This window comes from Aeromonas sp. 600724, from assembly GCF_049175135.1.
Classification (GTDB): Bacteria; Pseudomonadota; Gammaproteobacteria; order Enterobacterales; family Aeromonadaceae; genus Aeromonas; species Aeromonas veronii_A.
The window spans coordinates 84,566-109,585 of sequence record NZ_JAAKUM010000009.1 but is presented as its reverse complement, the minus strand read 5'-3'; the positions used below and the strand labels follow the sequence as shown (position 1 = coordinate 109,585).

General features: G+C 60.8%; 23 protein-coding genes. 16 read left to right on the top strand and 7 right to left on the bottom strand.

The features are described 5' to 3' along the window. Nucleotides 1–31: 31 nt before the first annotated feature. A complete protein-coding gene (dcuC, locus tag G5168_RS10415) occupies nucleotides 32–1,408 on the bottom strand; it encodes a C4-dicarboxylate transporter DcuC (RefSeq protein ID WP_216954209.1) in 1,377 nt (458 codons plus the stop codon). 285 nt (nucleotides 1,409–1,693) lie between these two features. On the opposite strand from dcuC, the gene G5168_RS10410 reads away from it, so the two are divergent. The 8 genes from G5168_RS10410 to G5168_RS10375 all read left to right on the top strand — a co-directional run bounded on the left by G5168_RS10410 (nucleotide 1,694) and on the right by G5168_RS10375 (nucleotide 9,170). Beyond that, entirely contained in the window at nucleotides 1,694–2,008 is a 315-nt protein-coding gene (locus G5168_RS10410) for a hypothetical protein (protein WP_266134434.1), read from the top strand. Nucleotides 2,009–2,326: 318 nt separating this feature from the next. Continuing rightward, complete coding sequence (locus G5168_RS10405; protein WP_005337930.1) at nucleotides 2,327–2,677, top strand: ArsC family reductase; 351 nt, start codon at nucleotides 2,327–2,329, stop codon at nucleotides 2,675–2,677. A gap of 19 nt (nucleotides 2,678–2,696) precedes the next feature. Beyond that, the gene (dapE, locus tag G5168_RS10400) at nucleotides 2,697–3,824 is read left to right on the top strand and encodes a succinyl-diaminopimelate desuccinylase (protein ID WP_421252170.1); all 1,128 of its coding nucleotides are present in this window, start codon (nucleotides 2,697–2,699) and stop codon (nucleotides 3,822–3,824) included. Then, nucleotides 3,821–4,510 carry a M15 family metallopeptidase gene (locus G5168_RS10395; protein WP_421252169.1) on the top strand — a complete coding sequence of 230 codons (690 nt, stop codon included), beginning with the start codon at nucleotides 3,821–3,823 and terminating at the stop codon, nucleotides 4,508–4,510. Before dapE ends, G5168_RS10395 begins: the two co-directional genes overlap by 4 nt. Further along, nucleotides 4,507–4,653: a hypothetical protein gene (locus tag G5168_RS10390; RefSeq protein WP_005337933.1), complete on the top strand. Its 147-nt coding sequence runs from the start codon at nucleotides 4,507–4,509 to the stop codon at nucleotides 4,651–4,653. Before G5168_RS10395 ends, G5168_RS10390 begins: the two co-directional genes overlap by 4 nt. A 280-nt stretch (nucleotides 4,654–4,933) precedes the next feature. After that, nucleotides 4,934–6,661 carry a potassium/proton antiporter gene (locus G5168_RS10385; RefSeq protein ID WP_421171981.1) on the top strand — a complete coding sequence of 576 codons (1,728 nt, stop codon included), beginning with the start codon at nucleotides 4,934–4,936 and terminating at the stop codon, nucleotides 6,659–6,661. A 43-nt stretch (nucleotides 6,662–6,704) separates the two neighbouring features. Further along, nucleotides 6,705–7,808, top strand: a complete 1,104-nt coding sequence (locus G5168_RS10380) for a beta-N-acetylglucosaminidase domain-containing protein (RefSeq protein WP_421171982.1) — start codon at nucleotides 6,705–6,707, stop codon at nucleotides 7,806–7,808. Between the two features lie 153 nt (nucleotides 7,809–7,961). Continuing rightward, entirely contained in the window at nucleotides 7,962–9,170 is a 1,209-nt protein-coding gene (locus G5168_RS10375; RefSeq protein ID WP_421171983.1) for a cation:proton antiporter, read from the top strand. A 73-nt stretch (nucleotides 9,171–9,243) separates the two neighbouring features. On the opposite strand, the gene G5168_RS10370 is transcribed toward G5168_RS10375, so the two are convergent. Next, nucleotides 9,244–9,876 (bottom strand): LysE family translocator, encoded by a 633-nt coding sequence (locus G5168_RS10370; protein ID WP_216954223.1) that lies wholly within the window; start codon nucleotides 9,874–9,876, stop codon nucleotides 9,244–9,246. 232 nt (nucleotides 9,877–10,108) lie between these two features. Here G5168_RS10370 and G5168_RS10365 point away from each other — a divergent pair, with 232 nt between their 5' ends. The 3 genes from G5168_RS10365 (at nucleotide 10,109) to G5168_RS10355 (ending at nucleotide 12,731) form a co-directional block, all read left to right on the top strand. Beyond that, nucleotides 10,109–11,731 carry a methyl-accepting chemotaxis protein gene (locus tag G5168_RS10365; RefSeq protein WP_421252168.1) on the top strand — a complete coding sequence of 541 codons (1,623 nt, stop codon included), beginning with the start codon at nucleotides 10,109–10,111 and terminating at the stop codon, nucleotides 11,729–11,731. Nucleotides 11,732–11,907: 176 nt separating this feature from the next. Continuing rightward, nucleotides 11,908–12,438 (top strand): DUF1523 family protein, encoded by a 531-nt coding sequence (locus tag G5168_RS10360; RefSeq protein ID WP_005350438.1) that lies wholly within the window; start codon nucleotides 11,908–11,910, stop codon nucleotides 12,436–12,438. Next, on the top strand, nucleotides 12,435–12,731 hold the full coding sequence (locus tag G5168_RS10355; protein ID WP_005344341.1) for a winged helix-turn-helix domain-containing protein: 297 nt from the start codon (nucleotides 12,435–12,437) through the stop codon (nucleotides 12,729–12,731). The genes G5168_RS10360 and G5168_RS10355 overlap by 4 nt, the downstream gene beginning before the upstream one ends. Nucleotides 12,732–12,916: 185 nt before the next feature. Here G5168_RS10355 and G5168_RS10350 read toward each other — a convergent pair whose 3' ends face one another. Continuing rightward, nucleotides 12,917–13,384, bottom strand: a complete 468-nt coding sequence (locus G5168_RS10350) for a hypothetical protein (RefSeq protein WP_421252167.1) — start codon at nucleotides 13,382–13,384, stop codon at nucleotides 12,917–12,919. A 33-nt stretch (nucleotides 13,385–13,417) separates the two neighbouring features. Further along, the gene (gene rihA, locus G5168_RS10345) at nucleotides 13,418–14,353 is read right to left on the bottom strand and encodes a pyrimidine-specific ribonucleoside hydrolase RihA (protein ID WP_421252166.1); all 936 of its coding nucleotides are present in this window, start codon (nucleotides 14,351–14,353) and stop codon (nucleotides 13,418–13,420) included. A 255-nt stretch (nucleotides 14,354–14,608) separates the two neighbouring features. Between rihA and G5168_RS10340 the strand changes: the two genes are divergently transcribed. Further along, nucleotides 14,609–15,304, top strand: coding sequence for an RluA family pseudouridine synthase (locus G5168_RS10340; RefSeq protein WP_421252191.1), 696 nt, complete (start codon nucleotides 14,609–14,611; stop codon nucleotides 15,302–15,304). Between the two features lie 140 nt (nucleotides 15,305–15,444). Here G5168_RS10340 and udp read toward each other — a convergent pair whose 3' ends face one another. Further along, nucleotides 15,445–16,200 carry a uridine phosphorylase gene (gene udp / locus G5168_RS10335; RefSeq protein ID WP_005337975.1) on the bottom strand — a complete coding sequence of 252 codons (756 nt, stop codon included), beginning with the start codon at nucleotides 16,198–16,200 and terminating at the stop codon, nucleotides 15,445–15,447. A gap of 382 nt (nucleotides 16,201–16,582) precedes the next feature. On the opposite strand from udp, the gene yiaY reads away from it, so the two are divergent. The 3 genes from yiaY to G5168_RS10320 all read left to right on the top strand — a co-directional run bounded on the left by yiaY (nucleotide 16,583) and on the right by G5168_RS10320 (nucleotide 19,011). Continuing rightward, nucleotides 16,583–17,734: an L-threonine dehydrogenase gene (gene yiaY, locus G5168_RS10330; protein WP_071911816.1), complete on the top strand. Its 1,152-nt coding sequence runs from the start codon at nucleotides 16,583–16,585 to the stop codon at nucleotides 17,732–17,734. 137 nt (nucleotides 17,735–17,871) lie between these two features. Then, complete coding sequence (bamE, locus tag G5168_RS10325; RefSeq protein WP_005337980.1) at nucleotides 17,872–18,210, top strand: outer membrane protein assembly factor BamE; 339 nt, start codon at nucleotides 17,872–17,874, stop codon at nucleotides 18,208–18,210. Between the two features lie 171 nt (nucleotides 18,211–18,381). Then, the gene (locus G5168_RS10320) at nucleotides 18,382–19,011 is read left to right on the top strand and encodes an NAD(P)H-binding protein (RefSeq protein WP_421252165.1); all 630 of its coding nucleotides are present in this window, start codon (nucleotides 18,382–18,384) and stop codon (nucleotides 19,009–19,011) included. Between the two features lie 144 nt (nucleotides 19,012–19,155). On the opposite strand, the gene G5168_RS10315 is transcribed toward G5168_RS10320, so the two are convergent. Beyond that, nucleotides 19,156–20,850 carry a pyridoxal phosphate-dependent decarboxylase family protein gene (locus tag G5168_RS10315; protein ID WP_421252164.1) on the bottom strand — a complete coding sequence of 565 codons (1,695 nt, stop codon included), beginning with the start codon at nucleotides 20,848–20,850 and terminating at the stop codon, nucleotides 19,156–19,158. A 223-nt stretch (nucleotides 20,851–21,073) separates the two neighbouring features. Continuing rightward, on the bottom strand, nucleotides 21,074–22,090 hold the full coding sequence (locus tag G5168_RS10310) for a lipoate--protein ligase A (RefSeq protein ID WP_421235735.1): 1,017 nt from the start codon (nucleotides 22,088–22,090) through the stop codon (nucleotides 21,074–21,076). Nucleotides 22,091–22,520: 430 nt separating this feature from the next. Between G5168_RS10310 and G5168_RS10305 the strand changes: the two genes are divergently transcribed. Beyond that, the gene (locus G5168_RS10305) at nucleotides 22,521–24,983 is read left to right on the top strand and encodes a diguanylate cyclase domain-containing protein (protein WP_421252163.1); all 2,463 of its coding nucleotides are present in this window, start codon (nucleotides 22,521–22,523) and stop codon (nucleotides 24,981–24,983) included. Nucleotides 24,984–25,020: the final 37 nt, after the last annotated feature.

Below are 25,020 nucleotides of genomic sequence, written 5' to 3'. Positions count from 1 at the left end.
GGGCGGACAGCTCGTGCCGTCCGCCACCCGCTTACATAAACAGCAGATAGTTGAGGGTCAGCGCCGTCACCAGCGCCCCCGCCATCGGCACGCTGGTGCGTTTGACCACGGTAAAGGGCGACACCTTGGCAATCCCCGCACAGGCGATCAGCACCGCCGCGATGGGAGAGATGGTGCGGCCGATACTGGAAGCGAGCTGCATCGGCAGCAACATGGTCACCGCAGGCACGCCAAACTTGGCCGCCACCGCCGGTGCCAGGGTCGAGAAGCTCAGGAACGCCGCGTTGCCGGAGCCCATGATGACCGCCGCCACCATGATGAGGCCCACCATCACCAGGGTCATCAGGCCGCTGCCGATACCGGCATTGCTGGCAGAGTGCAGCAGGGTATCGATGGCGCCGATGGCCTTGAGAGATTCGGCAAACAGCTCGGCACAGACGATGAGCGCCACCACAGGGCCAAACACCTTGCCCATGCCATCGAGGAAGCTCGACAGCCCCGCGAATGCGGTTCGCACCGAGCGGCTACGCAGCAGCTCGCACAGCATGCCGATAAAGACCGACAGCAGCATGGCCACCTCCACGCTCATCTTGATGTCGCTCACCAGCAGCTTGGAGAAGGTCATCATCAGCACGAAGGGGATTATCGGCAGCAGGGCATACCAGGTGGGCGCCTGCACGCTCTCGGTGCCCTGCTCGTCCAGCTCGGCGTGATCGCCGCGATGGAGCGCAGGATCCCAGCCATCCTTGCGATCGCAGTGACGCTGCCAGAAGAAGTGCAGCACCATGGTCACCAGCAGCATGGGGGCCACCAGCCAGATCTGGTAGTCGACGAAATAGCTGGTCGGATCCATGCCGGATTGACCGGCGGAGAAGATGGCGTTGGTCTGGGTCGGGCCAATTTCAAACGCCTGGGAGGTGGCGATGACACCACAGGCGGAGGCCGGGCTGATGCCGAGGTTGCGCATCACCGGATACATGGTGACCATCAACAACAGGCCAAGGCCGGTGGCGGAGGTGACGAACAGGGAGACAAAGACCGCCACCAGATAACAGATGGCGAGCATCAGGTAGCTGGACTGGATGCCCGCCACCGGCTTGACCGCCACCCGCACCAGCGCCTGGGAGGCCCCGATATGGGACATGTAAGTGGCAAAACCCGCCACCGCCATGATGGTGAGGCCGAGGCCCGCCGCGCGGTAGGAGAAGATCCCCTTGAACACTTCGAACAGGTCGAACAGGGCGAAGCCGGTGCTCTTGTCAGCGGGGAGAATGGGGTGCAGCCCCAACCAGTAGGCCACTGCAAAAATGGCCATGCCCGCCAGCGCCAGCACCGCCTGCGGGTTGTAATCCTTGATGATGCCGTAGACCACGGCGACCAGAACGAGCAAGACGAATAAAAGTTCCAATATTCACTCCTGATAAATTTATCGAGGAGCGAAATCTAGTGATCTGACTACTGTTTGCCTTTGATCCCCATCAATAAAGGTGACGACATTGGGCTTTGACAGCACAATATGTTAGCCAAGTGCCAAATTTTCGTTTTTTCACCCACAGAAAAACCTTTACCATTCTCGGAAAGAGAATTGTCTGACGCGACTCCCCTCTTTTTTGCGTTGGATCAACATACGACAGCGCCGAAGTGGCGAAGATGCGCTTCGACATATAGCGACCATTTCGCGCCGGAGAGAGTTATGACAAGCCAAGCCACCGCAGGTGTCTCGACCTGCGACTACAAGCTGTGGGACATCCTCGTCGAGTCTGCAAAGGAACGCACTACCATTCGTTATTCCAAACTGGCCAAGCAGGCCGGGCTGGAGCAGTGCCAGGATGAACTGCGCACCCTGCTGCAACGCATCCGCATGTACTGCACCGAAAACAACCTGCCGATCCTCTCCGCCATCGTGGTGGACGACGTGGGCAAATACACTGGCCTCTCTTCCAGCCTGCCTGATGCACCCTGGGAACGGGCCCGGGTCTTTGACCATGAGTGGACCACCCTGCACTGATTGAGGTACTTGATGATGCCGACCAAAACGCGCCCACTGGCGCGTTTTGGCTATCTGGCGTTTGCCCCCTTCTCTTTTTCTCCTGCAATAGTCGATCTTCTCCCGCAATACCCAACCCCATCGGGCACGCCAGCCCCACTGCTTCTGACTTTGTGCTCAAAATCGCCGTTCAGGTGTGACCAGTTCCGGTAAAACCCGCGAGCCGGACCATCGGCGTTGCCATGGGATTGCCACAATGCCAGAATCGGGCCCTTGCACTCTGTTGATTCGGATTTTCGGGCGCGGCCACGGCCAGCGCCCACAAGAGAAGGACTCCCCATGGCCATCACCCTCTATGGCATCAAGAACTGCGACACCATCAAGAAAGCCCGCAAGTGGCTGGATGAGGCCGGTATCGACTACCGCTTTCACGACCACCGCGCCGACGGCCTGAACCCGGACGATCTGGACAGCTGGCTGGCAAAACTCGGCTGGGAAGCCCTGCTCAACAGCCGCGGCACCACCTTCCGCGCCCTGCCGGATGAGGCCAAACAGGGGCTCGACACCGCCAAGGCGCGCGCCCTGCTGCTGGAACATCCGGCCATGATCAAGCGCCCGCTGCTCGACCGTGACGGCGAACTGACCCTGGGTTTCAAGGCTGATCACTACCAATCCCTCTTTTCCCGTTAAGGACAACTAAGGACAACTGATGTCGGATGTCATCGCACTGGCCAAGGATCTGATCCGCCGCCCCTCCGTTACCCCCCTCGATGAAGGGTGCCAGACCCTGATGACGGAGCGCCTCGCCAAGCTCGGGTTTGTCATCGAGCCCATGGTGTTTGAGGACACCACCAACCTCTGGGCCCGTCGTGGCAGCGAGGGGCCACTGTTCTGCTTCGCCGGTCACACCGACGTGGTGCCCGCCGGGCCGCTGGACAAATGGCACACCCCGCCGTTCGAGCCGACCATCAAGGATGGCGTGCTCTACGGACGCGGCGCCGCCGACATGAAGGGCTCGCTGGCTGCCATGGTGGTGGCGGTAGAGCGCTTCGTGGCCGAGCATCCGGATCACACCGGGTCCATCGCCTTTCTCATCACCTCCGATGAGGAGGGGCCCTTTATCAATGGCACCACCCGGGTGATCGACACCCTGGAGGCCCGCAACGAGAAGATCCGCTGGTGCATCGTCGGCGAGCCCTCCTCTACCGCCGTGGTAGGGGATGTAGTGAAGAACGGCCGCCGCGGCTCCATCACCGGCGATCTGCTGGTACGCGGGGTGCAGGGCCATGTGGCTTATCCCCATCTGGCTGACAACCCGATCCACAAGGCGGCGCCAGCGCTGGCCGAACTTGCCGCCACCGTGTGGGATGAGGGCAACGCCTACTTCCCCCCCACCAGCTTCCAGATTGCCAACATCTCGGCCGGCACCGGCGCTTCCAACGTCATTCCGGGCGAATTGCACGTCCAGTTCAACTTCCGCTTCAGCACCGAACTGACCGACCTGGATATCCGCGAGCGGGTCGAGGCGCTGCTGGATAAACATGGCCTCGATTATCAGCTGAGCTGGACCCTCTCCGGCCAACCTTTCCTCACCGATACCGGCGCGCTGCTTGATGCGGCCGTGGCGGCCATCGAGGCGGTGAACGGTCAGCGACCGGCCCTGCTCACCACTGGTGGCACCTCCGACGGGCGCTTTATCGCCCCCACCGGCGCCGAGGTGATTGAGCTCGGGCCGGTCAACGCCACCATTCACAAGGTGAACGAGTGCGTGAAGGCGGACGATCTGGATCTGCTGGCCGACATGTACCAAGGGGTGCTCGAGAGATTGCTGGCATGACGCAGGAACAACTGCTGGGGCTCGACGAGAGCCACCTTATTCTGGTGGGGCGCGGCCCCCATCGGCTGACCGCCGCCACCGCGGCGGCCTTCAACGACATGCAGGTGGCGGCCGCCTACGAGGGGTTCAACCTGCAGGCGGCCTCCAGCTGGCGCAGCTTCGAGCGCCAACTCGCCATCTGGAATGGCAAGTGGCGCGGCGAACGGCCACTGCTCGATGCCCACAGCCAGCCCATCGACGCCCTGCAACTGAGCGACGAGGAGCGCCTCCACGCTATCCTGCGCTGGAGCGCCCTGCCCGGCACCAGCCGTCACCACTGGGGGACCGATCTCGATATCTACGACCCGGACTGCCTGCCCGCCAATACCAAACTGGCACTGGAGCCGTGGGAGTATGAAGCCAGGGGCTGGTTTGCAGGCTTGAGCGAGTGGCTCAGCGACCATATGAGCGACTTCGGCTTCTTCCTCCCTTATGCCAAGCCGGTCGGGGCAGAGAGCGGGGTCGCCTACGAGCCCTGGCATATTAGCTTCTCGCTGGAGTCCGACGAGCAGCGACTTGATCCCGCGGCACTGGCGCTTTGCCTGCAACAGGCGGATATTGAAGGCAAGTCGACCATATTGGCCAACCTTGATGAAATTTTGGCCTGTTATGTCACCACCTGTCCTGACGAAAGGAAAATCCCATGAATCTCTGGCTGTGGATAGGGTTGCCGCTGCTGTTCCTGCTCGGGCTGTTTCTCAATGCCATCAAAGACATGAAACGGCTGGAGAAGCAGTTGCCCAACTACAAGGACAAGATCCGCGAAGTAAAGGATGACGAGGACGACTGAATCCCGCCCCCATCCCGTGGGGAGCGCCCTTGTGCTCCCCTCTCCCTCTGCTGTGCCGTTTCGCTTTTCCCCGCCCTCTCCTCCCTGCGCATCCTGAAATCGACGCTCCTTTGACTCCGCTTTCGTTAACCCCGTCACAGTCAGAATATGGCGCGGCCATGCTGAAAAAAGGGATGAAAAATGTAAGAAAGTGAAAATTGATGCACAAATAAGCCACACAAGGGGGGCCTAACTGCATATAATGTGCCTACTTTGCACATTACCAGGAAGGAGTTCGCCCTTGGATGCCGCTACCATCAACAGTTTCTTTTTTGTCGCTGCCCTGTTGGTGGGAGCCAGCGTACTGTTGAGCGCCCTCTCTTCCCGCCTCGGTATTCCCATTCTGGTTATCTTCCTCGCCGTCGGCATGCTGGCCGGTGAGGATGGCCCTGGTGGCATCCACTTCGCCGACTACTCCATCGCCTATCTGGTGGGCAACCTGGCGCTTGCCATCATTCTGCTCGACGGTGGCATGCGCACCCGGGTCTCCTCGTTTCGGGTTGCACTCTGGCCTGCCTTGTCGCTGGCGACAGTCGGGGTGGCTATCACCACCGGCCTGACGGGGCTTGCCGCAGCCTGGCTGTTTGACCTCAACCTGATGCAGGGGATGCTGATCGGCGCCATTGTCGGCTCCACCGATGCGGCGGCGGTCTTCTCCCTGCTCGGCGGGCGCAGCCTCAACGAGCGGGTGAGCGCGACGCTGGAGATAGAGTCGGGCAGCAACGATCCTATGGCAGTGTTTCTTACCGTCACCCTGATCGAGGTGCTCGCCACCGCCCAGCAAGGGCTGGATGGGGGCTTCCTGCTGCTGCAACTGGTCAAGCAGTTTGGTCTTGGCGCCGGGATCGGCCTTGGCGGCGGCTGGCTGCTGTGGCGCCTCATCAACACAGCCCGCTTGGCGCCGGGGCTCTATCCGCTGCTCACCGTCAGCGGCGGTCTGCTGATCTTCGCCCTCACCACGGCGGTCGGTGGCAGCGGCATTCTCGCCATCTATCTCACCGGTCTGTTGCTCGGTAACCTCGCCCTGCGCAGCCGCAGCACCACATTGTCGGTGCTGGACGGTCTGACCTGGCTCAGCCAAATCGGCATGTTCCTGGTGCTGGGGCTGCTCGCTACCCCGAGCAACCTGCTGCCTATCGCCCTGCCCGCGCTGGCGCTGGCGATGTGGATGATCCTGTTTGCCCGCCCGGTGTCGGTCTGGATCGGGCTGCTACCGTTCAAGAACTTCGCCCCCCGCGAGCGCTGGTTTATCTCCTGGGTTGGCCTGCGCGGCGCCGTGCCCATCATTCTGGCGGTGTTCCCCATGATGGCGGGGCTGCCCAACGCCCAGCTCTACTTCAACGTCGCCTTCTTCGTGGTGCTGGTTTCGCTGATTTTGCAGGGCAGCTCGCTACCGCTGGCATCAAGGCTGGCGCGAGTGGAGGTGCCGGCACCGCCGTCGCCCATCAACCGCTCGGGGCTCGAGATCGATCTCGACAGCCAGTGGGAGACCTTCGTCTACCAGCTGGGGGAGGAGAAGTGGTGCATCGGCTCGCCACTGCGGGATCTGCAGATGCCCACCGGCACCCGGATCTGCGCCCTGTTTCGAGGCCGCGAGCTGCTCCACCCCTCGGGTAGTACCTGTCTACAGGCCGATGACATCCTCTGCGTGATCGGTCACGAACGTGACCTCCCTGCCCTCGGCCAGCTGTTCAGTCAGGCTCCGGAGCAGGATCTCGGCCCCCGCTTCTTCGGTGACTTCCTGCTGGAAGCGGCGGCACGGCTGGTGGATCTCGCCCCTCTTTACGGGCTGGATGTGAGCGAGGTGGCGGATCAGACACTGGGCGATTTTATTGCCAGCCAGTTGGGCGATAATCTGGTTGTCGGTGACAACATCGAATGGCAGGGCCTGATCTGGACCGTGGCCGAAATGGACGAGAGCGTGCCGAGCAAGATCGGGGTGCGTTTTCAGGAAGAGGACCCGGTCTGACCGACCGTTCCGTATCAAGTCCCCAGCAAGAAGGGAGAGCGTTATGCCATATCAAAGTTTGCTGTCCGGCCCCCTGCCCCCCGCTGCCAATCTGGGGGTGATTGAAGGCTTTTTTGGCAAGGGATGGAGCTGGCAGGCCCGTGCCCGCTACGCCCAGTGGCTGCCACGCCACGGCTACGGTTTCTATATCTATGCACCGAAAGAGGATGGCTATCTGCGCAAGCACTGGGCCCTCCCCTGGCCCGAGCAGCAGCTGGCGGATCTCGCCGAGCTGGCGCGCCAGTGCCGCGCCAACGGACTCGCCTTCGGGGTGGGCTTGAGCCCCATGGGGGCGCATCACGACTATAAGCGGCAGCGCCCGGCGCTGCTTGAGAAAGTGCGCCTCATCGACGAGATGCTCCAGCCCGATATTCTGGCGGTGCTGTTTGACGATATGAAGGGGGATACCCCGGATCTGGCCCGTCACCAGCTCACCATCGCCCACGATATCGCGGCCCACAGCAAGGCGACCCGCCTCATCTTCTGCCCCAGCTACTACTCGACCGATCCGGTGCTGGAGAAGGTGTTTGGCGCCATGCCTCCCCGCTATCTGGAGGAGCTTGGCGAGCAGCTCGATCGCCGTTTCGAGATCTTCTGGACCGGCCCCAAGGTCTGCTCCAGCGAATATCCGGCCAGCCACCTCAAGCAGGTGACCGAACTGCTCGGCCGCAAGCCCTTCCTGTGGGACAACTACCCGGTTAACGATGGCAGCAAGGCGAGCAGCTACCTGCACCTGCGCGCCTTCGAGAATCGCCCTGCCGAGCTGGCAGAGCTGGTCTGTGGCCACGCGGTCAACCCGATGAAGCAGGCAGCGCTCTCCGCCCTACCCCTCGCCACCCTGCCGATGAGCTACCGCCTCGGCAAGCAGTACGACCCCGACAAGGCGCTGCATGCCGCCCTCAACGCCACCTGCGGCCCGCAGATCTCCGCGATGATCGAGGCCGACCTGCCGCTGTTTCAGGATCTGGGGCTGGCCCAGCTCACCCCAGAGAAGATTGCAGCCCTCAAGGCGCGCTACCTGCCGTTTCGGGATCAAGCCTGCGTCGACGAAATCGTGCGCTGGCTGGATGGGGAGTATGTGTTCGACCCCGACTGCCTGACCGATTGATCTGCCTCGGCAGGCGTGATGGGCACAGCCACTCTGGACAAGGTGTGCGCACAGTTACGGCAACAAAGAGTTAATCACTGAGAATATCGGGCATAACCCGGGGCCAGGATGGCAGTTAAACAGCCCTGACAAGATGGTTTCAAGGGAGCTTGTATGGATACACATCTGCTTTACCAGAATCTGGCGGTGATCGCTGCCTTCTTGCTGATCTACAGCCTGATCGCGGGGCGCTTCGAATCAAAGCTGGTCAACGGCCCCCTGCTCTTTCTACTGACCGGCTGGTTGCTGGGGCCTGGCGGGCTGGAGCTGCTCTCCCTCTCTATCGACAGCGCCGGCATCAAGCTGCTGGCCGAGCTGACTCTGGTTATCGTGCTGTTCAACGATGCCGCCAACACCAACTGGCAAGTATTGCTGGCCAACCGGCAGCTGCCCATCCGGCTGCTAATGATCGGCCTGCCACTGACGCTCATCGCCGGAGCCCTGTTTGGTCACTGGATCTTCCCCGACCTGCCACTGCTGGAGATGGCCATCCTCTCCACCATTCTTGCCCCCACGGATGCGGCGCTCGGCAAGGCGGTGGTGAGCAACCCGGCCGTACCGGCGCCACTGCGCGAAGGGCTCAATCAGGAGAGCGGCCTCAACGACGGCATCTGTGTGCCTGTGCTGCTTCTGCTGCTGGCCCTTATCGCCCCCACAGAGCAGCACGCAGGCACAGCCACGCTGGCCATCACCCTGATGCTGGAGGAGATCGGCATTGGCCTGCTGGTCGCCTTCGTGCTGACCAGCCTAACCATACGGCTGCTGAAAATCTCTTATCTCAACGGCTGGCAACTGCCGCTCTGGCGCCAGCTCACCATGCCGGGACTGGCCCTGCTCTGCTTTGCGCTGGCCCAGAGTCTGGGGGGGAGCGGCTTTATCGCCGCCTTTGTCGGCGGTCTCTTTATCGGGCGCAGACTCGGTGAACACAAGCACGCCTATATGGACAGTTGCGAAGGCTACGGCGACCTGCTCTCCGTGGTGATCTGGATGGTGTTTGGCGCAACTCTGCTCCCCATGTTGTCGGAGCTGATGCACTGGCAATACTGGCTCTATGCCATTGCCAGCCTCACCCTGCTGCGGATGGTGCCGGTCTGGCTGAGCCTGCTCGGCACCGGCCTCAAGCCAGAGCTCAAGCTCTTTATCGGCTGGTTCGGCCCGCGGGGCCTTGCCAGCATCGTCTTTGCAGTGATGGTGCTGCAAAACCAGCCTGCCCTGATTGGCCAGCGCCCCATCATCGCCACTGTGCTCTGCACCATCATATTGAGCGTGCTGCTGCATGGCATCACCGCCAACCCCTGGGTCGCACGTTTCAAACCCCGCTGAACCACTTGGCACTCATAAAAAATGCCACCGACCGGTGGCATTTTTCTTGTCTGGTGGGGGTCACTGACAGCGCTTAACCAAGCGCCAGCCAGACTCCCACCCCCAGCATCAGAGTACCGGCGATGCGGTTCATCAGGGTGACGTTGCCGCTCTTGGCGAGGAAGTGGCGCAGAGTTCGGCCACCACTGGCGTAGAGCAGCAGGCAGGAGAATTCGATGACCAGAATAAGCGCCACCAGCGCAGTGATCTGCGGCACCATCGGCTTGCTGGCCGAAATAAACGGTGGCAGCAGGGAGATCATGAAGGCCCACCCCTTGGGGTTGGCAATGGCGGTGACGAAACCCTGCACCGCCAGTCCCATGGCGCTGGTCTGCTGACCGGACGAAAGATCCGCCGGAATGGCCATCTTCCCCTTGGCCTGCCACATCTGGATACCGAGCCACACCAGATAGGCGCCCCCCACATATTTGAAGGCGGCAAAGATCCCCGGATAGTTGAGCATGATGGCAGCCACCCCGATCACCGACAGCACCGAGACCAACCCGACTCCGATCAGCTCCCCCCACATCATGTGCAGGGTACGGCGCACCCCCAGGCTCATCCCCAACGTCATCGACAGGGTCATGCACATGCCGGGGGTCACCGAGACAAAGAAAAAGGTCGGGATAAACAGAGCCAGAATGGCCGGATCGATCCAGCTGGACACTACACACCTCCATACGCCAAGAGCGGGGAATCACGAAAACGGGACAGGATTGACTCAATCCGGCCAGTTGTACCACATATTCAGGGGATCAAGCGTTCAATCATGCATATATGGCGCCTTTTTCACAAGGAAAAACCTTTTCTTCAGCAAATTTCAGCAATAAAAGCCTGTGACAGCTCCTGACGTAGGTGTGTAATATGTCGGCTCCTCCCATTTCGGATTAGAGCCATTTATGTCATTGAATAATCTATCAATACGTGTCCAGGTCCTGATACCGCTGCTGCTGGCCAGCCTGCTGATGATGGTGATGATTGCCATCAGTAAACAGGGGCTGGATGAAGCCATCAATGACATAGATGAGACGACCCAGAGCGTGGTCCAAAACAAGGACGATATTGCCAAACTGATCCACGCCACCTACCGGCTGCGCACCAGCGCCATCTATGGCCTCTACGATGCCAAGCTGTTTGCCGCACTGCCCGCAAACCTCAACAGCGCCGAGCAGGAGATCAACGCAATCCTCGGCCGTCTGGTGCTCCCCGGTGCCGAGCAGGATAACCGGCAGGTCGCTGCCGCCCTGCAGGCCTACCTCAGCCATACCCGCAGCAACATGCTGCCGCTGCTGGCGCAAAAACATCAGGGTGGCGGCGATCCGGTCGCCTACGAGGCGGCCCGCCTCCATTTCCGCGAGCTGGGTGAACAGCTGATCAAACAGATCGACAGCATGTCGGCCCACATCAACCAGCTGATCCAGCAAGAGCTGGCCGACGAGCAGGCTCACTACGACGCAACCCTGCTGCGTACCCTGCTGCTCACCGCCGGTACCCTACTGGCGGCGCTGATCTGTGGCTGGGTCCTCTCCGGTCGCATCGTCAGCCCCATCGGTCAGTTGCAAGAGGTGATGCACGCCGTGGCGCAAGGGCGCTTCAACGTGCGCGCCAAAGCGGATGGCAACAACGAGCTGACCCGTCTGGCCAAAGATATCAACCTCACTCTGGGGCAACTTGGTAGCACCATCGAGAACCTGACCGGGATCAGCAACAGCGTCGCCTCCGCCGCCACCGAGCTGGCCGCCGTGATGACCCAGTCCGAGGCCAATGCAAAGCAGCAGCACAGCGAGATCGAACAGGTCGCCTCCGCCGTGACCGAACTCTCCAGCACAGCAGACAACGTCAACCACAACGCCGCCATCGCCGACGAGCTGGCGCGGGATGCCAATGGCCGGGTCGAACAGGGGCTCGCCCTCTTTACCGAAAGCATCGCCGCCAATAGCCGGATGGCAGGCAGTCTGGAAGATGCTGCCGCCATCGTGGCTCAGCTCAAATCCCAGTCCGAGCAGATCGGCAAGGTAATTGAAGTGATCCAGGGGATCTCCGAGCAGACCAACCTGCTGGCGCTCAATGCCGCCATCGAAGCGGCCCGTGCCGGCGAAACGGGTCGTGGTTTTGCGGTGGTGGCCGACGAGGTGAGAATGCTGGCAGCCCGTACCCAGGACTCCACCAAGGAGATCCAGGCCATCATCGAGCGGCTGCAGAGCCAGTCCCAATCCGCCAACAACGGCGTGCAGGAGACCCTGGAGATCCTCAGCCATAACCAACGCCTGTCAGCTCAGGTGCAGGATCTGCTGAGTGGCATTACCGGTGCCGTACGCCAGATCAACGACGCCAACGCCCAGGTCGCCACCGCAGCCGAGGAGCAGTCCTGCGTCACTGCCGACATCAATCGCAACATCACCAATATTCACGAGATCGTGAGCCAGAGTTCCGCCGGCATCAGCCAGAGCGCCAGTGCCAGCAACGAACTCTCCCAGCTCGCCGAGCAGCAACGCAAACAGCTGGCCCAATTCCAGCTGTAAGCGCACGACGTGAACCAGACAAAAAGGCCCGCAAGGGCCTTTCTGGTTGATGGAGCAATGGCTTTGTCTCTGTTTTAAACGCCATTTTTTGGCCGTTGGTGCCATAAGGGGCTGGGCTGCCCTGTCAAATATCGGTATGGTAGAGGCACGTTACTCCCCCCTCACGTGAGCACACCATGAGCCTGAGATTCAAGAAACCCGCTTTTATCGCCCTGGGGCTCATCGCCCTCATTTCCGCCGCCTGGCTCGACTACTACCTGCCGGAGCACACCATCGCCACCATCACAGGGGTCGAGGTGAAGCGCACCGACAAGGATGGCCCCATCAGCCAGAAGAACCCGGCTGACGGCCCCACCACCGACGTCTATTACATCTACACCGAGCGCCCCGGCGAGAAGATCCGGGTGTTTCGCAATGAAGATACCGAGTGGGGCTGGCCCTTCTACTTCAAGTTCAACGCCGCCGACGTCCAGGCCAAGGCCAAGTCCATGGAGTTCGAGAAACGCCTGGCCATCATTACCTCCTACGGATGGCGCGTGAACATGTTCTCCATGTTCCCCAACGTCACCAAGATTGAGAGTACCGAGCCTGACGCCTCCACCTGGAGCTTCTTCCGCTGGTTCTGGTTCGGCCTCTGGGCGCTGGTGATGGGCAAAGCCGCCATCGCGACCTGGCGCTACTTCGATCGCCTTGAGGACGAGCTATGAGTGAGCCGAGCAAGACCCGCACCAGCTTCTACCGGCGGCTCTACGTGGCCTGGCTGATCAGCCAGGGCACAGATACGGTGCCTGCCATTATGGAGGCGACCGGCATGCCGCGCCGCACAGCGCAGGATACCCTGAGCGCGCTGGCCGAGCTCGACATCAGCTGCGCCTTCGAGCAGACCGAGGGGGCTCGCCACCTGCAGGGACACTACCGCATCAGCGACTGGGGCCCCATCAACCCAGCGTGGATCAAGGCTCAACTGCCGCTTATCAAAGAGACTTTGAGCTATCCCTGAAATGATGTCGAGTCAGGCCTGCGACTGGGGAACCTATTGCAATCCGGCATGGATCAAGGCCCAGCTGCCTCTTATCAAGGAGACGCTGAGCTATCCCTGATCAGGGCGCTAAGCAACAATAAAAAAGAGGGGCCAGCCGGCAAGGCTGGCCCCTCTATTTCAGGCCGATAGCATGACAGGTAGTCCTACTCAGGCATGGCCGAATCCTCAAGTTCCCCATCAGACTCGCCGCGGGTGCAATCGATGATGGAGCGCTTGGGGTTGTTGGGATCGCGCAAAAGCAGAGGGGCTGAGCCCTCGTCATGCTTCTGCTTGTCGCCAAACTCGCTGCCGTAGGCGTTATGGGTCAAGCGGCGGGCGTTGGCGATGGGGGTATCAACAAACAGGGCATGCACTTCGAAGCTGGAAGCGGGCACGATAAAGCCGACCACCGGCAAGCCGTGCAGCTCCTCGTGCACCTTGTACCAGGCAAAGCCATCACTCACCTTGTAGGGGGTGTAGTTGGCCAGTTGTAGATTGGCGGGCCTGCCCGTCTCATCCACATAGAGATCGGTAAATTCACAGGTCGCCAGCCCCTGCCACATCCGCTCGAATGGCGTCGCACAGCCTGTCAGTTGCAACCCGGCCAGCAGCACCAAGCCTCTCTTCCACATTCCCCGCCCCTTCTTGCAAAAATGAACCGGCGCTCAGTCAAACGCCCGCAGCCGCGTCACCAGCAGATCGATAAAGCCCGGACGATCCAGCCCCAACAATACCAGCGCATTGGCTGGCTTGCCGGTCAGACCATAACGATCCACCACCGTCATCCCCACTGTATGCTCACCCCGGGTCTCGATATCGACCCGGCACTCGACCCCGTGGAACAGCTCGGGAGCCAGCAACCAGGCAATGGTACAGGGGTCGTGGAGCGGTGCACCAGCAAATCCCCACTTGGGATCCCGATGGTAGATCATGAAAAAGTCGAGCAGCCCGGCCACGCACTGGGCCACCGGATTGGTGATGGCGCGCACCCGCTCGATATCCTCATCCATCACCTGCGCCTCATGGGTCACATCGAGGCCACACATGGTGATGGGGATACCCGACTTGAACACCATATCGGCAGCTTCCGGGTCCACATAAATATTGAATTCCGCGGCCGGGGTCCAGTTGCCGGCCCCTGCGGTGCCCCCCATCAAGACAATGCGGGCAATCTTGGGTTTGAGCTCGGGATGCGCCGCCAGCAGCAGGGCGATATTGGTCAGCGGCCCGGTCGGCACCAGGGTCACAGGTTCTAGGCTCTCGCGCAGACATTTGGCCATCAATTCAAGCCCAGTCATGGCCTGTGGCGCAAAGGCAGGATCAGGCAGTTTGGGGCCATCGAGACCCGATTCGCCATGGACGTTGTCGGCGATGATCAACTCGCGGGCCAGCGGTTTCGGCGCCCCCGCCGCCACCGGAATATCGTCGCGCCCCAGCAAGGTGAGGATGCGCAGGGCATTGTTGAGGGTCTTGTCCGGTGTCTGGTTGCCCGCGCTGGTGGTGACCGCCAGCACCTTCAGTTCAGGGCTGGCCAGCGCCAGAATGAGGGCGATGGCGTCGTCGTGGCCGGGATCACAATCGAGAATAACGGGCAGTGTCATGGGATGAGTCCTTACAACATAACAGGGAGCCATACCTTAACAAGCAAGCCTCGGATGAACTCGGGAAGGGGTCACAAAACGGGGCCTTGTTGCTGACCTGGGCGGTTTGCACGGCACGCCACCTCGCTCAACGCGGCTCATTATCAAGAGGTTGCATGACGTCATCCCGTTCATTTTCCGAGGCAGCGCACCACCCATTCGCCCGGCCGCGCCGGTTCGGGTATGATCGCCCCCCGTTTTCTGCCCGTGCCCCCTATGTCCGTTATCGTCGATACCTTCATTGCTCCGCCCTGCAAGGCCGCCATCGAGATCCTGTTCGAAGATGAGCACCTGCTGCTCATCAACAAGCCGAGCGGCCTGCTGAGCCTCTCGGGCAAGAATCCGCAGAACCTCGACTCGGTGCACTATCGCTTGGTGCAGGATTACCCCGGCTGTACCCTGGCGCACCGCCTAGATTTTGGTACCTCAGGCATCATGGTGGTGGCCAGAAACAAGACCATCAATGCCCTGCTCTGCCAGCAGTTCAGCCAGCGGGCGGTGAGCAAGGCCTACAGCGCCCTGCTGTGTGGCCATCTGGTTGACAGCGAAGGGCTTATCGACGCCCCCATCGCCAAGGATCCGGCCCTCTTTCCGCTGATGAAGATCTGCGCCGCCAGTGGCAAACCCGCCCGCTCCCACTATCAGGTGATTGAGCGGCTGGAGTTGCAGATGCAGGGACAGACCGTGCCTTTGACCCGGGTACGACTGGTGCCGGAGACCGGTCGCACCCATCAGCTGCGCATCCACAGTCAGCTGCTGGGTCATCCCATTCTCGGTTGCGATCTCTATGGCGGTTTGCTGCCGCCCGGCTGCGAACAGGCGCCGCAGCTGATGCTGCATGCCAGCGAGCTGGATTTTGCTCATCCGGTGAGCGGCGAGCCGATGCAAGTGCGCTGTCCAGCGCCGTTTTAGAAGCAATGGGTAGAGACAACAAGTGCGAGTGCGACGGGATCAGTGAAAGGCGTGACGGGAGAGGAAAAGCGGTAAACGGCGGATAAAGATAGGGGCCGCGCTTTCGCAACGGCCCCCACCCCCCACTCTTTGTGGTGCTATCAGATCAGCTTGCGGGCAGCGCCCAGTACGATCTTGATGGCATCAGATTCGGTCTTCGCCATGGTCTCGGCGTTCGGGATTTCCTGCTGGGTACGGTTGACGATAACGCCAGCCACCATACCGGCACGCAGGCCCTGGCTGGAGCACATGGTCAGCAGGGTTGCGGACTCCATCTCATAGTTCAGCACGCCCATGGCTTGCCACTCTTTCATGGAACCCTGGAAACGGCTCACTACGCGGCCGGATACGGTGTCGTAACGCTCCTGACCAGGGTAGAAGGTGTCAGAGGAGGCAGTCACACCGATGTGCAGCTTGGAGCCCATCTCTTTGGCGGTGTTCACCAGCGCAGTGGTGCAGTCGAAGTCGGCAACAGCCGGGAACTCCATCGGTGCGAAGTGCAGGCTGGCACCGTCGAGGCGCACGGAACCGGTGGTCACGATCACGTCACCCACGTTCAAGTGCGGCTGGATGGCGCCAGTGGTGCCGATACGCAGGAAGGTGCGGATGCCCAGCTGGGCCAGCTCTTCTACCGCGATGGAGGTGGACGGGCCACCGATACCGGTAGAGCAGATGATCACGGCCTTGCCGTCCATCTCGCCGCGCCAGGTAGTGAATTCACGATGGCTGGCCAGGTGCACCGGGTTATCCAACAGCTCTGCGATACGCTTCACGCGCTCGGGGTCACCGGGGACGATCGCCAGGGTGGCGCCTTGCAGATCCGCTTTCTTCAAACCCAAGTGAAATACATCAGACATATTGGACTCCTGGTTGCCCCCTGCCAGCATGGTCAGGGCACAAGTTAAGATGATTCTTTATGATACTTTCAAGCCTTTACCCCCCTCTTCGGGGAGGCGCCAACTATGGTCGAAAGCGCTTTCCAATTCCTTGAAGCGCCTCACACTTCCACGCATTGACAGTGACAAACATTGCGCAAAACGTTTGCTAACTCAATGAAATAATTGACAAACGTTTTTCCGCAAATCGAGTCAGATGCGGGAAAGTCAAGCCTGGTTCAGCGCTTAATTAACGACTCGTGATCGACCCCGTAAAGTTGTAAACAAGATGCTTTTGTATCCCTTTCTAGATGGTAGCCTAGCTCTCAACTACCACTTAATGGCTAACTATAGGAAGTCCATCATGGCTACATTCAAGTTCTATATTCCTGCAATCAACCTGATGGGTGCCGGCTGCCTGCAAGAGGCTGCCGCTGATATCAAGGGTTACGGCTACCGCAAGGCGCTGATCGTCACCGACAAAATTCTCAACCAGATCGGCGTGGTCGCCAAGCTCACCACCCTGCTGGCTGAACATGGCATTGAAAGCGCAGTTTTCGATGAGACCAAACCCAACCCCACCACCAGCAACGTCGAAGCGGGTCTGGCGATGATCAAGGCCAACGGCTGCGACTGCGTCATCTCGCTGGGTGGCGGCTCGCCCCACGACTGTGCCAAGGGCATCGCGCTGGTGGCCGCCAACGGTGGCAACATCAAGGATTACGAAGGGGTGGATCGCTCCGCCAAACCGCAACTGCCGCTTATCGCCATCAACACCACCGCCGGTACCGCCTCCGAGATGACCCGCTTCTGCATCATCACCGACGAAGCGCGCCACGTGAAAATGGCCATCATCGACAAGCACGTTACCCCGCTGATGTCGGTCAACGATCCCGAACTGATGCTGGCCAAGCCGGCCGGTCTGACCGCCGCCACCGGCATGGATGCCCTGACCCACGCCATCGAGGCCTATGTCTCCACCATCGCCACCCCGGTGACCGATGCCAGCGCCGTGATGGCCATCGAGCTGATTGCCAAGCACCTGCGCACCGCCGTCAACCACGGTGACGACCTGCATGCCCGCGAGCAGATGGCCTATGCCCAGTTCCTGGCCGGCATGGCCTTCAACAACGCAAGCCTGGGCTATGTGCACGCCATGGCCCACCAGCTGGGCGGCTTCTATGACCTGCCCCATGGCGTCTGCAACGCCGTGCTGCTGCCCCACGTTCAGGCATTCAACGCCCAGGTGAGCGCGGCTCGTCTGAAGGATGTGGCCCGCTACATGGGTGTTGACGTGAGCGCCATGAGCGACGAGCAGGGCGCCGCCGCTGCCATTGCCGCCATCAAGCAGTTGGCGCTGGATGTGAAGATCCCGGCAGGTCTGGAGCAGCTCGGCGTCAAGGCCGATGACTTCGATACCCTGGCCAGCAACGCCCTGAAAGATGCCTGCGGCTTCACCAACCCGAAACAGGCGAGCCACGAAGAGATCGTCGCCATCTTCCGCGCCGCCATGTAACGGCTGCCGGATTGCCAGAAAGGGTCGCAGTGCGGCCCTTTTTATTGGCTGATGGATCAATGGCTTTTTACTTCCGTGGAGGGAGTCGGTATGATTTGCCGAGCCAAAAAAGACTGTATGGATGATCTGAACTCGTTATGCGGATGAAACACCTGATTGCCGCGGCCCTGACCGCCCTCACCCTCTCCGGTTGCAGCCTGGTCTATCGTATCGATATTCCACAAGGCAACTATGTGGAACAAAAACAGGTCGACAAACTGCGCCAGGGGATGACCCGCGAGCAGGTCAGCTATGTACTGGGGACCCCCATGCTGCGTGACGGCTTTGACCCCAACACCTGGTACTACCTCTATGAATTCCAGCCGGGCCACGGCGACAAAGAGCGCAAAGAGCTCACCGTCACCTTCGCCAACGACAGGCTCACCACGGTAACGGGTGACTTCCCGCTGCCAGCAGCTTTCAATACCCCGCTCTGATATCCCGCAAAACCGGCCTCGCGCCGGTTTTGTTTTATCCAGTCCCGCGTAATTCATCTTGCCCGACAACACTGAGTCATTTCTCCCCATTGCAGCTGCCCGCAAATTGCCTGATGCTGATGAGCAGCCACCATGGCATCAACACCATCGAATGACACAGGGAGAATCCCCATGAGCCGGATCCTGATTGCCGGAGCCAGCGGCCTGATCGGTCGCGAACTGCTGCAGCAACTGCCTGCCGAACATGAACTGACCCTGCTCTGTCGCAAGCCAGGCAAGGAGGCGCACCACTGGCTGCCGGTCAATTTTGATGATCTGGCCAGCGTCACCCTCTCCCGCCCGGTAGATATCGCCTTCTGTGCCCTCGGCACCACCCGCAAGGAGGCGGGCTCTGCCGAGGCGTTTCGCCGGGTCGATCTCGACTATGTGGTCGCCTTTGCCGAGCTGGCCCGCCGCCACGGTTGTCAACGGCTGATCGTGGTCTCGAGCATGGGGGCCAGCGCATCGTCCCCGGCTCTCTATCCGCGTACCAAGGGGGAGATGGAGCAGGCCCTGCTGGCCCAATCCTGGCCACGGCTCGCCATCGTGCGGCCCGCTATGCTGCTCGGAGATCGCCAGTCACCGCGTCTCTCCGAGCAGATCTTTCAGACCATCTACCCGCTGTTTCGGCCGCTGCTGGTGGGCAAGCTCGTCCGTTGGCGCGCCATCGAGGCCCGTCAGGTGGCCCGCGCCATGATCGCCCTCTCGAAACTGCCCGCCGGGTGCGAGATTGTCGAAAACGAGCAGTTGCTGGCCCTCTGAACCCGGCCTTCCCCACTACTTACGCACAGTGCTGCAAAAACAAAAGAGCAAGCCAATTGGCTTGCCCTTTGTTTATCTGTTGGCGAGGTACCCTGACAGCCTCTTGCCATCACAGGCCGCGCTCGACTGTCAGGGCAACATCCATCAACCGCGAATATGGTCGATAAAGGCGTCGATCTGCTCGCGAGTGCAGGCAGGGTTCATAAATACCGCCTTCTCCCCGGCGATGTAGGAGTACTTGCCGCGGGCGTCATAGTCGGAGTGAGCCACCGCCTCCACCCAGTTGGTGTAGAGCCCCACCTTGCCACGCCCCTTGAACAGGCTGCGGTGATAGTCGGTATTGCGCTGCAGTCGCGCCTTGTAGGCAGGGTCGCTGGAGCGGGCCAGCTCGAAGGCGAATTCGGCTTCCGGGTCACTCACCCACTCGGGATTGTAGATCTTGAAGCCGACGCTCGGCCCCTGATTCTCCTGCGCCACCAGCTTGACGTTGCCAAGCTGACTCAGGCGATAGCGGAAGTAGTTGGCATTTTGCAGGCAGTGGGCCAGCACGGTGCGATATCCCTCGACCCCCATGTAGTTGAGCGCCGCATAGGCACCGAACAGGCCGCTCGCGCCGCGGGAGCACTCGATGGTGGATTGCAGATGGGTCTGGCCCTGAATGTCCCGCTCGAAGTAGGAGAAGTTCTCCGGGTCATTCTCCATCGCTTTGAGATCATCCTGCTCCTTGATCATCACCAGACTGGAGGTGTAGGGCACATAGCCCCACTTCTGGAAGTCGACGGTGAAGGAGTCGGCATATTTGAGCTCGGCAAAGCGCACCACGTTGCGCTCGATCCCCGCCAGAGTGGCGCTGTTGATGGCGAGCGGGTTGGCGGCAAAGTCGTAACCCAGGAAGAAGATCATCGACCAGCCGATGGCGGCATCGACGTGGATGTGAGGTTTGACCGCCACCTCGAACTGCTCGCAGAGGCGATTGCGCAGCTCGAAAACGGGTTTCACCTGATCCACCCCGAAGGTGTCGGTAGTGCCCATGGTGAGCATGATGGTGGGCACCACGTGTTTCAGTGCAAAACAGGCGGTCAGGGTGCGCTCGAGGTGGTCGAGATCGATGTCATTGTTCTCGCCGACCTGAATGCGGATGGTCTTGTTCTCGATGTCGACCCCGAGCAGGGAGAGGTTGGTGATGTTGGAGTAGTGACCGCCCTGGGAGTTGATGATGCGGTAATCCTGATAGTGGCCGAGCCCCTTGTGCTTGGCCTCGGGCAGGCTTTTGCGAATGCCGAGCAGGTAGCCATAGAGGTTACAGAAGGTCCCCCCCTGGGTGAAGATGCCGGTGGCACGAGCCGGGTCGTAACCTGCCAGCAGCGCAATCTGGCGCACCACCTTCTTCTCCAGCTCCTCGGCCACCCCGGCGTATTCGGAGTAGACCAGATTGGGGTTGGCCAGAATGCCCAGCTGGGCGCCGTAGATGGCGGGATCTGCCGACATGGTGATGACGTTCTCGACGCTGGAGGGGTTCTCCCAATCCTTCGACAACGCGGCGGCAAACAACAGCTCGACCATGGGCTCGCCCGGGGTGCGCATGGTGGCGGGCACCGGCATGGTCTCGCAGAGATCGGCCAGGCGGGCACGGCCATCAGGCCAGGCATTCAAACGGGCATCGGGGGCCAGGCCACGGGCCCGAAATTCATTGAGGGTGGCAAATCCGGGTTCGCGAAAAACGGGCCAGAGATCGGGATTGCGCGAGAAAAAGTTGGCTTTGACGGTGGCGAAACGGGCGGAAAAATCGGGGTGGACGGCATTGACGCTTTCGTCTTGCAGATAAACTAAGTCACTCATTTTTATACCATTAGTACAGCAAATGTGCGGCCGTTATACCCCTGAGGCAGCGGGGCCGACAGTGACAATATCTAATGGTCTACCCTACTTTTTGTCATGTATCAGTCATCACAAGGGCTGGCAAAAAGGCGCCTTTGAGGCGCCTCTTTATATTTCGTGATCTTGCTCCCATCCAGGCTGACAGAGTCCTTACTACCAGACCACCATCAGCGCAGCGTCCCCCTCAACGCAGGGAGGCCAACAGCCACTCGGCAAACTCCGCCAGCTCGCTCTGCTGCTGCGGGAAGGCCGCCAGCCAGGGCTGCAGGCGCGCGGAAACCGCCTCCGGTCGATAGCCGCAACCCGCCAGTTCGGCCGCCAGCAGATCAAACGGGGCCGGCTCCAGAGTATCGCTAAAGAGCTGTGCCCGGGTGATGACCCCCTTCTCCACATCAAAGTGCAGCTCCACCCCGCCCCAGCTGAACCGCTCCTCCAGCAGATGGCTGAACGCCGGGGCATGACCATAGTTCCACTCCCAACTGCGCTGACGGGCGAAGGTCTCGGCAAAGCCCGGCAGATCCGGCATCTGCTCGGGGGAGATATGCTCGGGCTCAACTCGCGCGCCGTAATGATGGAAAAAGGCCTCCTGCAGCGCCTCGCTCACCTGTTGATGGTCGATCCCCGGCTGCAGTTCGCACAGATTGGCCACCCGGCTGCGCACCGAGGTGATCCCCTTGGCCGCCAGCTTCTTGGGGTCGGGGTTGAGGTAGTTGGCAAGGCGGCCGAGAGCGGCGTCCAGCAGCAGGGTGCCGTGGTGAAAACCCCGATCCAGGGTCTCCCGATAGGCCGACCCGGACACTTTGCGCTCCCCATCCAGGGTGGCCACCAGCAGATCGTTGCGACCGGAGGCAAAGGCCTCGATCCCCAATCGTTTGAGCCCGTCCAGCACTATGGCGGTGGAGACGCTCTTGTCATACTCCGGCTTGCCCGCCATGAAGGTGAAGCAGCTGTTGCCAAGGTCGTGGAACACGGCGCCACCGCCACTGCTGCGGCGCGCCAGGGTCACCCCATCCTCTTGCATGCGGCGGGTATTGCACTCCTTCCACGGGTTCTGGGCACGACCAATCACCACGGTATTGGCGTTGCGCCAGAGGAACAGCACCCGCTGGCCGGGGTCCATCTGGCGGAAGATGCACTCCTCAACGGCCAGATTGAACAGGGGATCGTGAGAGTCGGAGACAAGCAGACGCAAGCGGGACATAAAAAGACCTTATCCGGAACTGGGGGCAGCATGATAACACTGACGGGGTACCATCACTGAGCCATCGCACATTAACCGGTGCGCAGCAGCCGCGATACATTTGCGTCACACCTGACTGCCCCATAAAAGTATCTATTGATATAACGACACAGCTTGACGTGCAACCACGGAAAAAATGCAGTCAAGCCACAATGCCAACGATAAAAACGGGAAAAAGTGGCTAGAATGCGACCACTTCGATAGGCCATATGACTCTCTTATTGGTCACATAACTTGCAAAAAAACGGCATGTATCCATCCCGTGTGATGAACGACACAAAAATGACTTTCCAACCCCCCTATACCCCATTGCAAACGCCTTTTCTCCCCTTGCAGGTGACACAAAATTGCTTGAATCTAGCCTAGACACCGCTCCCGAGAGAAACGTTGTATGACGGAGAACGCAGCCCCCCGCCAGCCCCTGAGCTGGTTTCTGCCAATGCTGGTCGGTATGGTCATCACGACCCTGACCTCTTCCCCCGTGCGAGCCGGCGAGCAGGTCATCGTCCAGTTGCCGTGGCAGCACCAGTTCCAGTTTGCCGGTTACTACGCAGCCATCGCCAAAGGGTTTTATCGGGAGGCCGGTCTGCATGTGACCTTGCGTGAAGCGGACTCCCGCACCGATGTGGTCAGCGAGGTGATCTCGGGAAAGGCCCAGTTTGGCATCAGCGGCAGTGATCTGCTGCTGGATCGGGCTGCCGGTCGTCCGGTGGTGGTGCTCGCCGCCCTGCTGCAGCACTCGCCGCTGGTTCTGCTCACGCTGGATCGGCCAGATATTCGCAACCCGGCCGATCTGGCCAACAAGCGACTGATGCTGGAGCCTGGCTCCAACGAGCTGCTGACCTACCTTTCTCACCAGACCCGCAGCCGCGACTGGGTCACCCTTCCCTACAAACAGGGGATAGAGGCACTGCTGGCGGGCAAGGTGGATGCCATCAGCGCCTACAGCACTACCGAGCCCTTCTATCTGCAGCAAAGAGGCATCCCCTATCGGGTCTTCAGTCCGCGCACCATCGACTTTGACTTCTACGGCGACAACCTGTTTACCTCCGAGCGGGAGCTGATCACTCGACAGGATCGGGTCTACGCCTTCCAGCAGGCCAGCCTCAAGGGGTGGCGCTATGCGATGGACCACCCCGAAGAGATGATCAACCTGATCATGGAGCAGTACCCGACCGGGGCTGGCCGTGAACAGCTGGAGTTCGAAGCTCGCGAAACCAGAGCGCTGATGCAGCCAGATCTGATCGAACCCGGCTACATGCAGCAGGAGCGCTGGCTGCAGATCGCCAAAACCTATCTGGAAGCGGGCATGCTCACGGTATTGCCCAACCTCGACCGCTTTATCTACGACCCGGCTCAGGAGCGGCTGCGCCAGCAACGGCTGCTGCTCGACAAGAGCGTGGCGGTGGCCATGCTTATCACCTTTACCCTGATGACCCTGCTCGGCATCTTCTTGCACCTCTATCTGCGCCTGCGCGAGGAGGCGCGGGATCGCCAGCGGCTGACCCGTGAACTGGCCCAGAGCGAACAGCACTATCGCTTCGTGGCGGAGAACAGTGCCGATGTGATCTGGACCATGGATGCCGCCAGCTTGCGCTTTCGCTACGTCAGCCCGGCCATCACTCCTCTGAGCGGCTACGAGGCTACAGAGCTGTTTGCCCTGCCCCTCAAACAGCTGCTGCCGGATGCCTCAAGGCAACTGCTGCGCGAGGAGATCTCCGCCACCCTGGAGGCCTGGCAGCGGGGGGAACATGACCAGACTCGCCGGGTCATTCGCACCCAGCTGCGCCACAAGGATGGCCATCTGGTGGCGACCGAAACCATCACCACCCTCCATGGCAACCACAATGCCCAGCCGGAGGCGATCCTCGGGGTCACCCGGGATATCACCGAGCGGGCAGCGCGAGAGGAGATGATGCGCCGCCTCGCCTTCTACGACCCCCTCACCGGGCTGCCCAATCGCCGCTTGCTGCAGCAACGGCTCAAGGAGCTGATGGAGCAGGAGGCACCCCGTCCGCTGGCGCTGATGTTTATCGATCTCGATCACTTCAAGCCGATCAACGACACCTTCGGCCATGAAACCGGGGATATTCTGCTCAATATGGTGGCCGAGCGGATGAGCCACTGCGTGCGCAAACAGGATCTGGTGGCACGGCTGGGGGGCGACGAGTTCGTTATCTTGCTGCCGGAGACCGGCGACGAAGTGCTGGCGGTGGCCGACAAGCTGCACCAGCAGCTGCGTCATCCGTTCCAGCTGGAGGGACAGGAGCTGCTCATCTCCAGCAGTATCGGGCTGGCGCTCTATCCCGAGCACGGGGAGGATGCCAAAACCCTGATGCACCACGCCGATCAGGCCATGTATCAGGCGAAGAATCGCGGCCGCGGCCGGGTCTGCCTCTATACCGAAGGCCTTGATCCCGAGCAGGGCGCACTGCTGTGGCAACCCGGCCACGAGTGCGGTCACCCGCGCATCGATGCCGAGCATCGCCAGCTCTTCGTATTGACCAACCGGCTGCTGGAGCGGATGAAAGATCAGCACGAGGATCCGGCCCCGTTTCTGGAGAGTCTGGAGAGCCTGTTCGACATGGCCCGCCATCACTTCGCCTTTGAAGAGCAGATGCTGGCGGAGATCGACTATCGGGAACTCGTCAGCCACCGTCAGGATCACCAGCGCCTGCTCAACAAGGCAGGCCAGCTGCTGCACGCCGCCAAAGCGGGGACTCTGGGCAACGACGAGCTGCTCAACTTCATCATTCAGGAGCTGGTGGTCGGCCACATGAGTCAGGCCGATCGCCGCTACTTCCCTCTGTTCAGATCTGAGCGCAGCCTGTCGGTTGCGGAGGTGGTCACCTAGTCCCCCCTGTTCAGACCCGAGCGTAACGCGCCTCTTG

Bases quoted from the DNA above. Each gene is read 5' to 3' on its own strand.
- G5168_RS10395 (WP_421252169.1), top strand. From the start codon at position 3,821: ATGACGCAGGAACAACTGCTGGGGCTCGACGAGAGCCACCTTATTCTG.
- G5168_RS10380 (WP_421171982.1), top strand. From the start codon at position 6,705: ATGCCATATCAAAGTTTGCTGTCCGGCCCCCTGCCCCCCGCTGCCAAT.
- G5168_RS10320 (WP_421252165.1), top strand. From the start codon at position 18,382: ATGAGCCGGATCCTGATTGCCGGAGCCAGCGGCCTGATCGGTCGCGAA.
- G5168_RS10350 (WP_421252167.1), bottom strand. From the start codon at position 13,384: ATGTGGAAGAGAGGCTTGGTGCTGCTGGCCGGGTTGCAACTGACAGGC.
- G5168_RS10365 (WP_421252168.1), top strand. From the start codon at position 10,109: ATGTCATTGAATAATCTATCAATACGTGTCCAGGTCCTGATACCGCTG.
- G5168_RS10315 (WP_421252164.1), bottom strand. From the start codon at position 20,850: ATGAGTGACTTAGTTTATCTGCAAGACGAAAGCGTCAATGCCGTCCAC.
- G5168_RS10355 (WP_005344341.1), top strand. From the start codon at position 12,435: ATGAGTGAGCCGAGCAAGACCCGCACCAGCTTCTACCGGCGGCTCTAC.
- dapE (WP_421252170.1), top strand. From the start codon at position 2,697: ATGTCGGATGTCATCGCACTGGCCAAGGATCTGATCCGCCGCCCCTCC.
- G5168_RS10375 (WP_421171983.1), top strand. From the start codon at position 7,962: ATGGATACACATCTGCTTTACCAGAATCTGGCGGTGATCGCTGCCTTC.
- G5168_RS10360 (WP_005350438.1), top strand. From the start codon at position 11,908: ATGAGCCTGAGATTCAAGAAACCCGCTTTTATCGCCCTGGGGCTCATC.
- yiaY (WP_071911816.1), top strand. From the start codon at position 16,583: ATGGCTACATTCAAGTTCTATATTCCTGCAATCAACCTGATGGGTGCC.
- G5168_RS10310 (WP_421235735.1), bottom strand. From the start codon at position 22,090: ATGTCCCGCTTGCGTCTGCTTGTCTCCGACTCTCACGATCCCCTGTTC.
- G5168_RS10390 (WP_005337933.1), top strand. From the start codon at position 4,507: ATGAATCTCTGGCTGTGGATAGGGTTGCCGCTGCTGTTCCTGCTCGGG.
- G5168_RS10410 (WP_266134434.1), top strand. From the start codon at position 1,694: ATGACAAGCCAAGCCACCGCAGGTGTCTCGACCTGCGACTACAAGCTG.
- bamE (WP_005337980.1), top strand. From the start codon at position 17,872: ATGCGGATGAAACACCTGATTGCCGCGGCCCTGACCGCCCTCACCCTC.
- G5168_RS10340 (WP_421252191.1), top strand. From the start codon at position 14,609: ATGTCCGTTATCGTCGATACCTTCATTGCTCCGCCCTGCAAGGCCGCC.
- G5168_RS10405 (WP_005337930.1), top strand. From the start codon at position 2,327: ATGGCCATCACCCTCTATGGCATCAAGAACTGCGACACCATCAAGAAA.
- rihA (WP_421252166.1), bottom strand. From the start codon at position 14,353: ATGACACTGCCCGTTATTCTCGATTGTGATCCCGGCCACGACGACGCC.
- G5168_RS10305 (WP_421252163.1), top strand. From the start codon at position 22,521: ATGACGGAGAACGCAGCCCCCCGCCAGCCCCTGAGCTGGTTTCTGCCA.
- udp (WP_005337975.1), bottom strand. From the start codon at position 16,200: ATGTCTGATGTATTTCACTTGGGTTTGAAGAAAGCGGATCTGCAAGGC.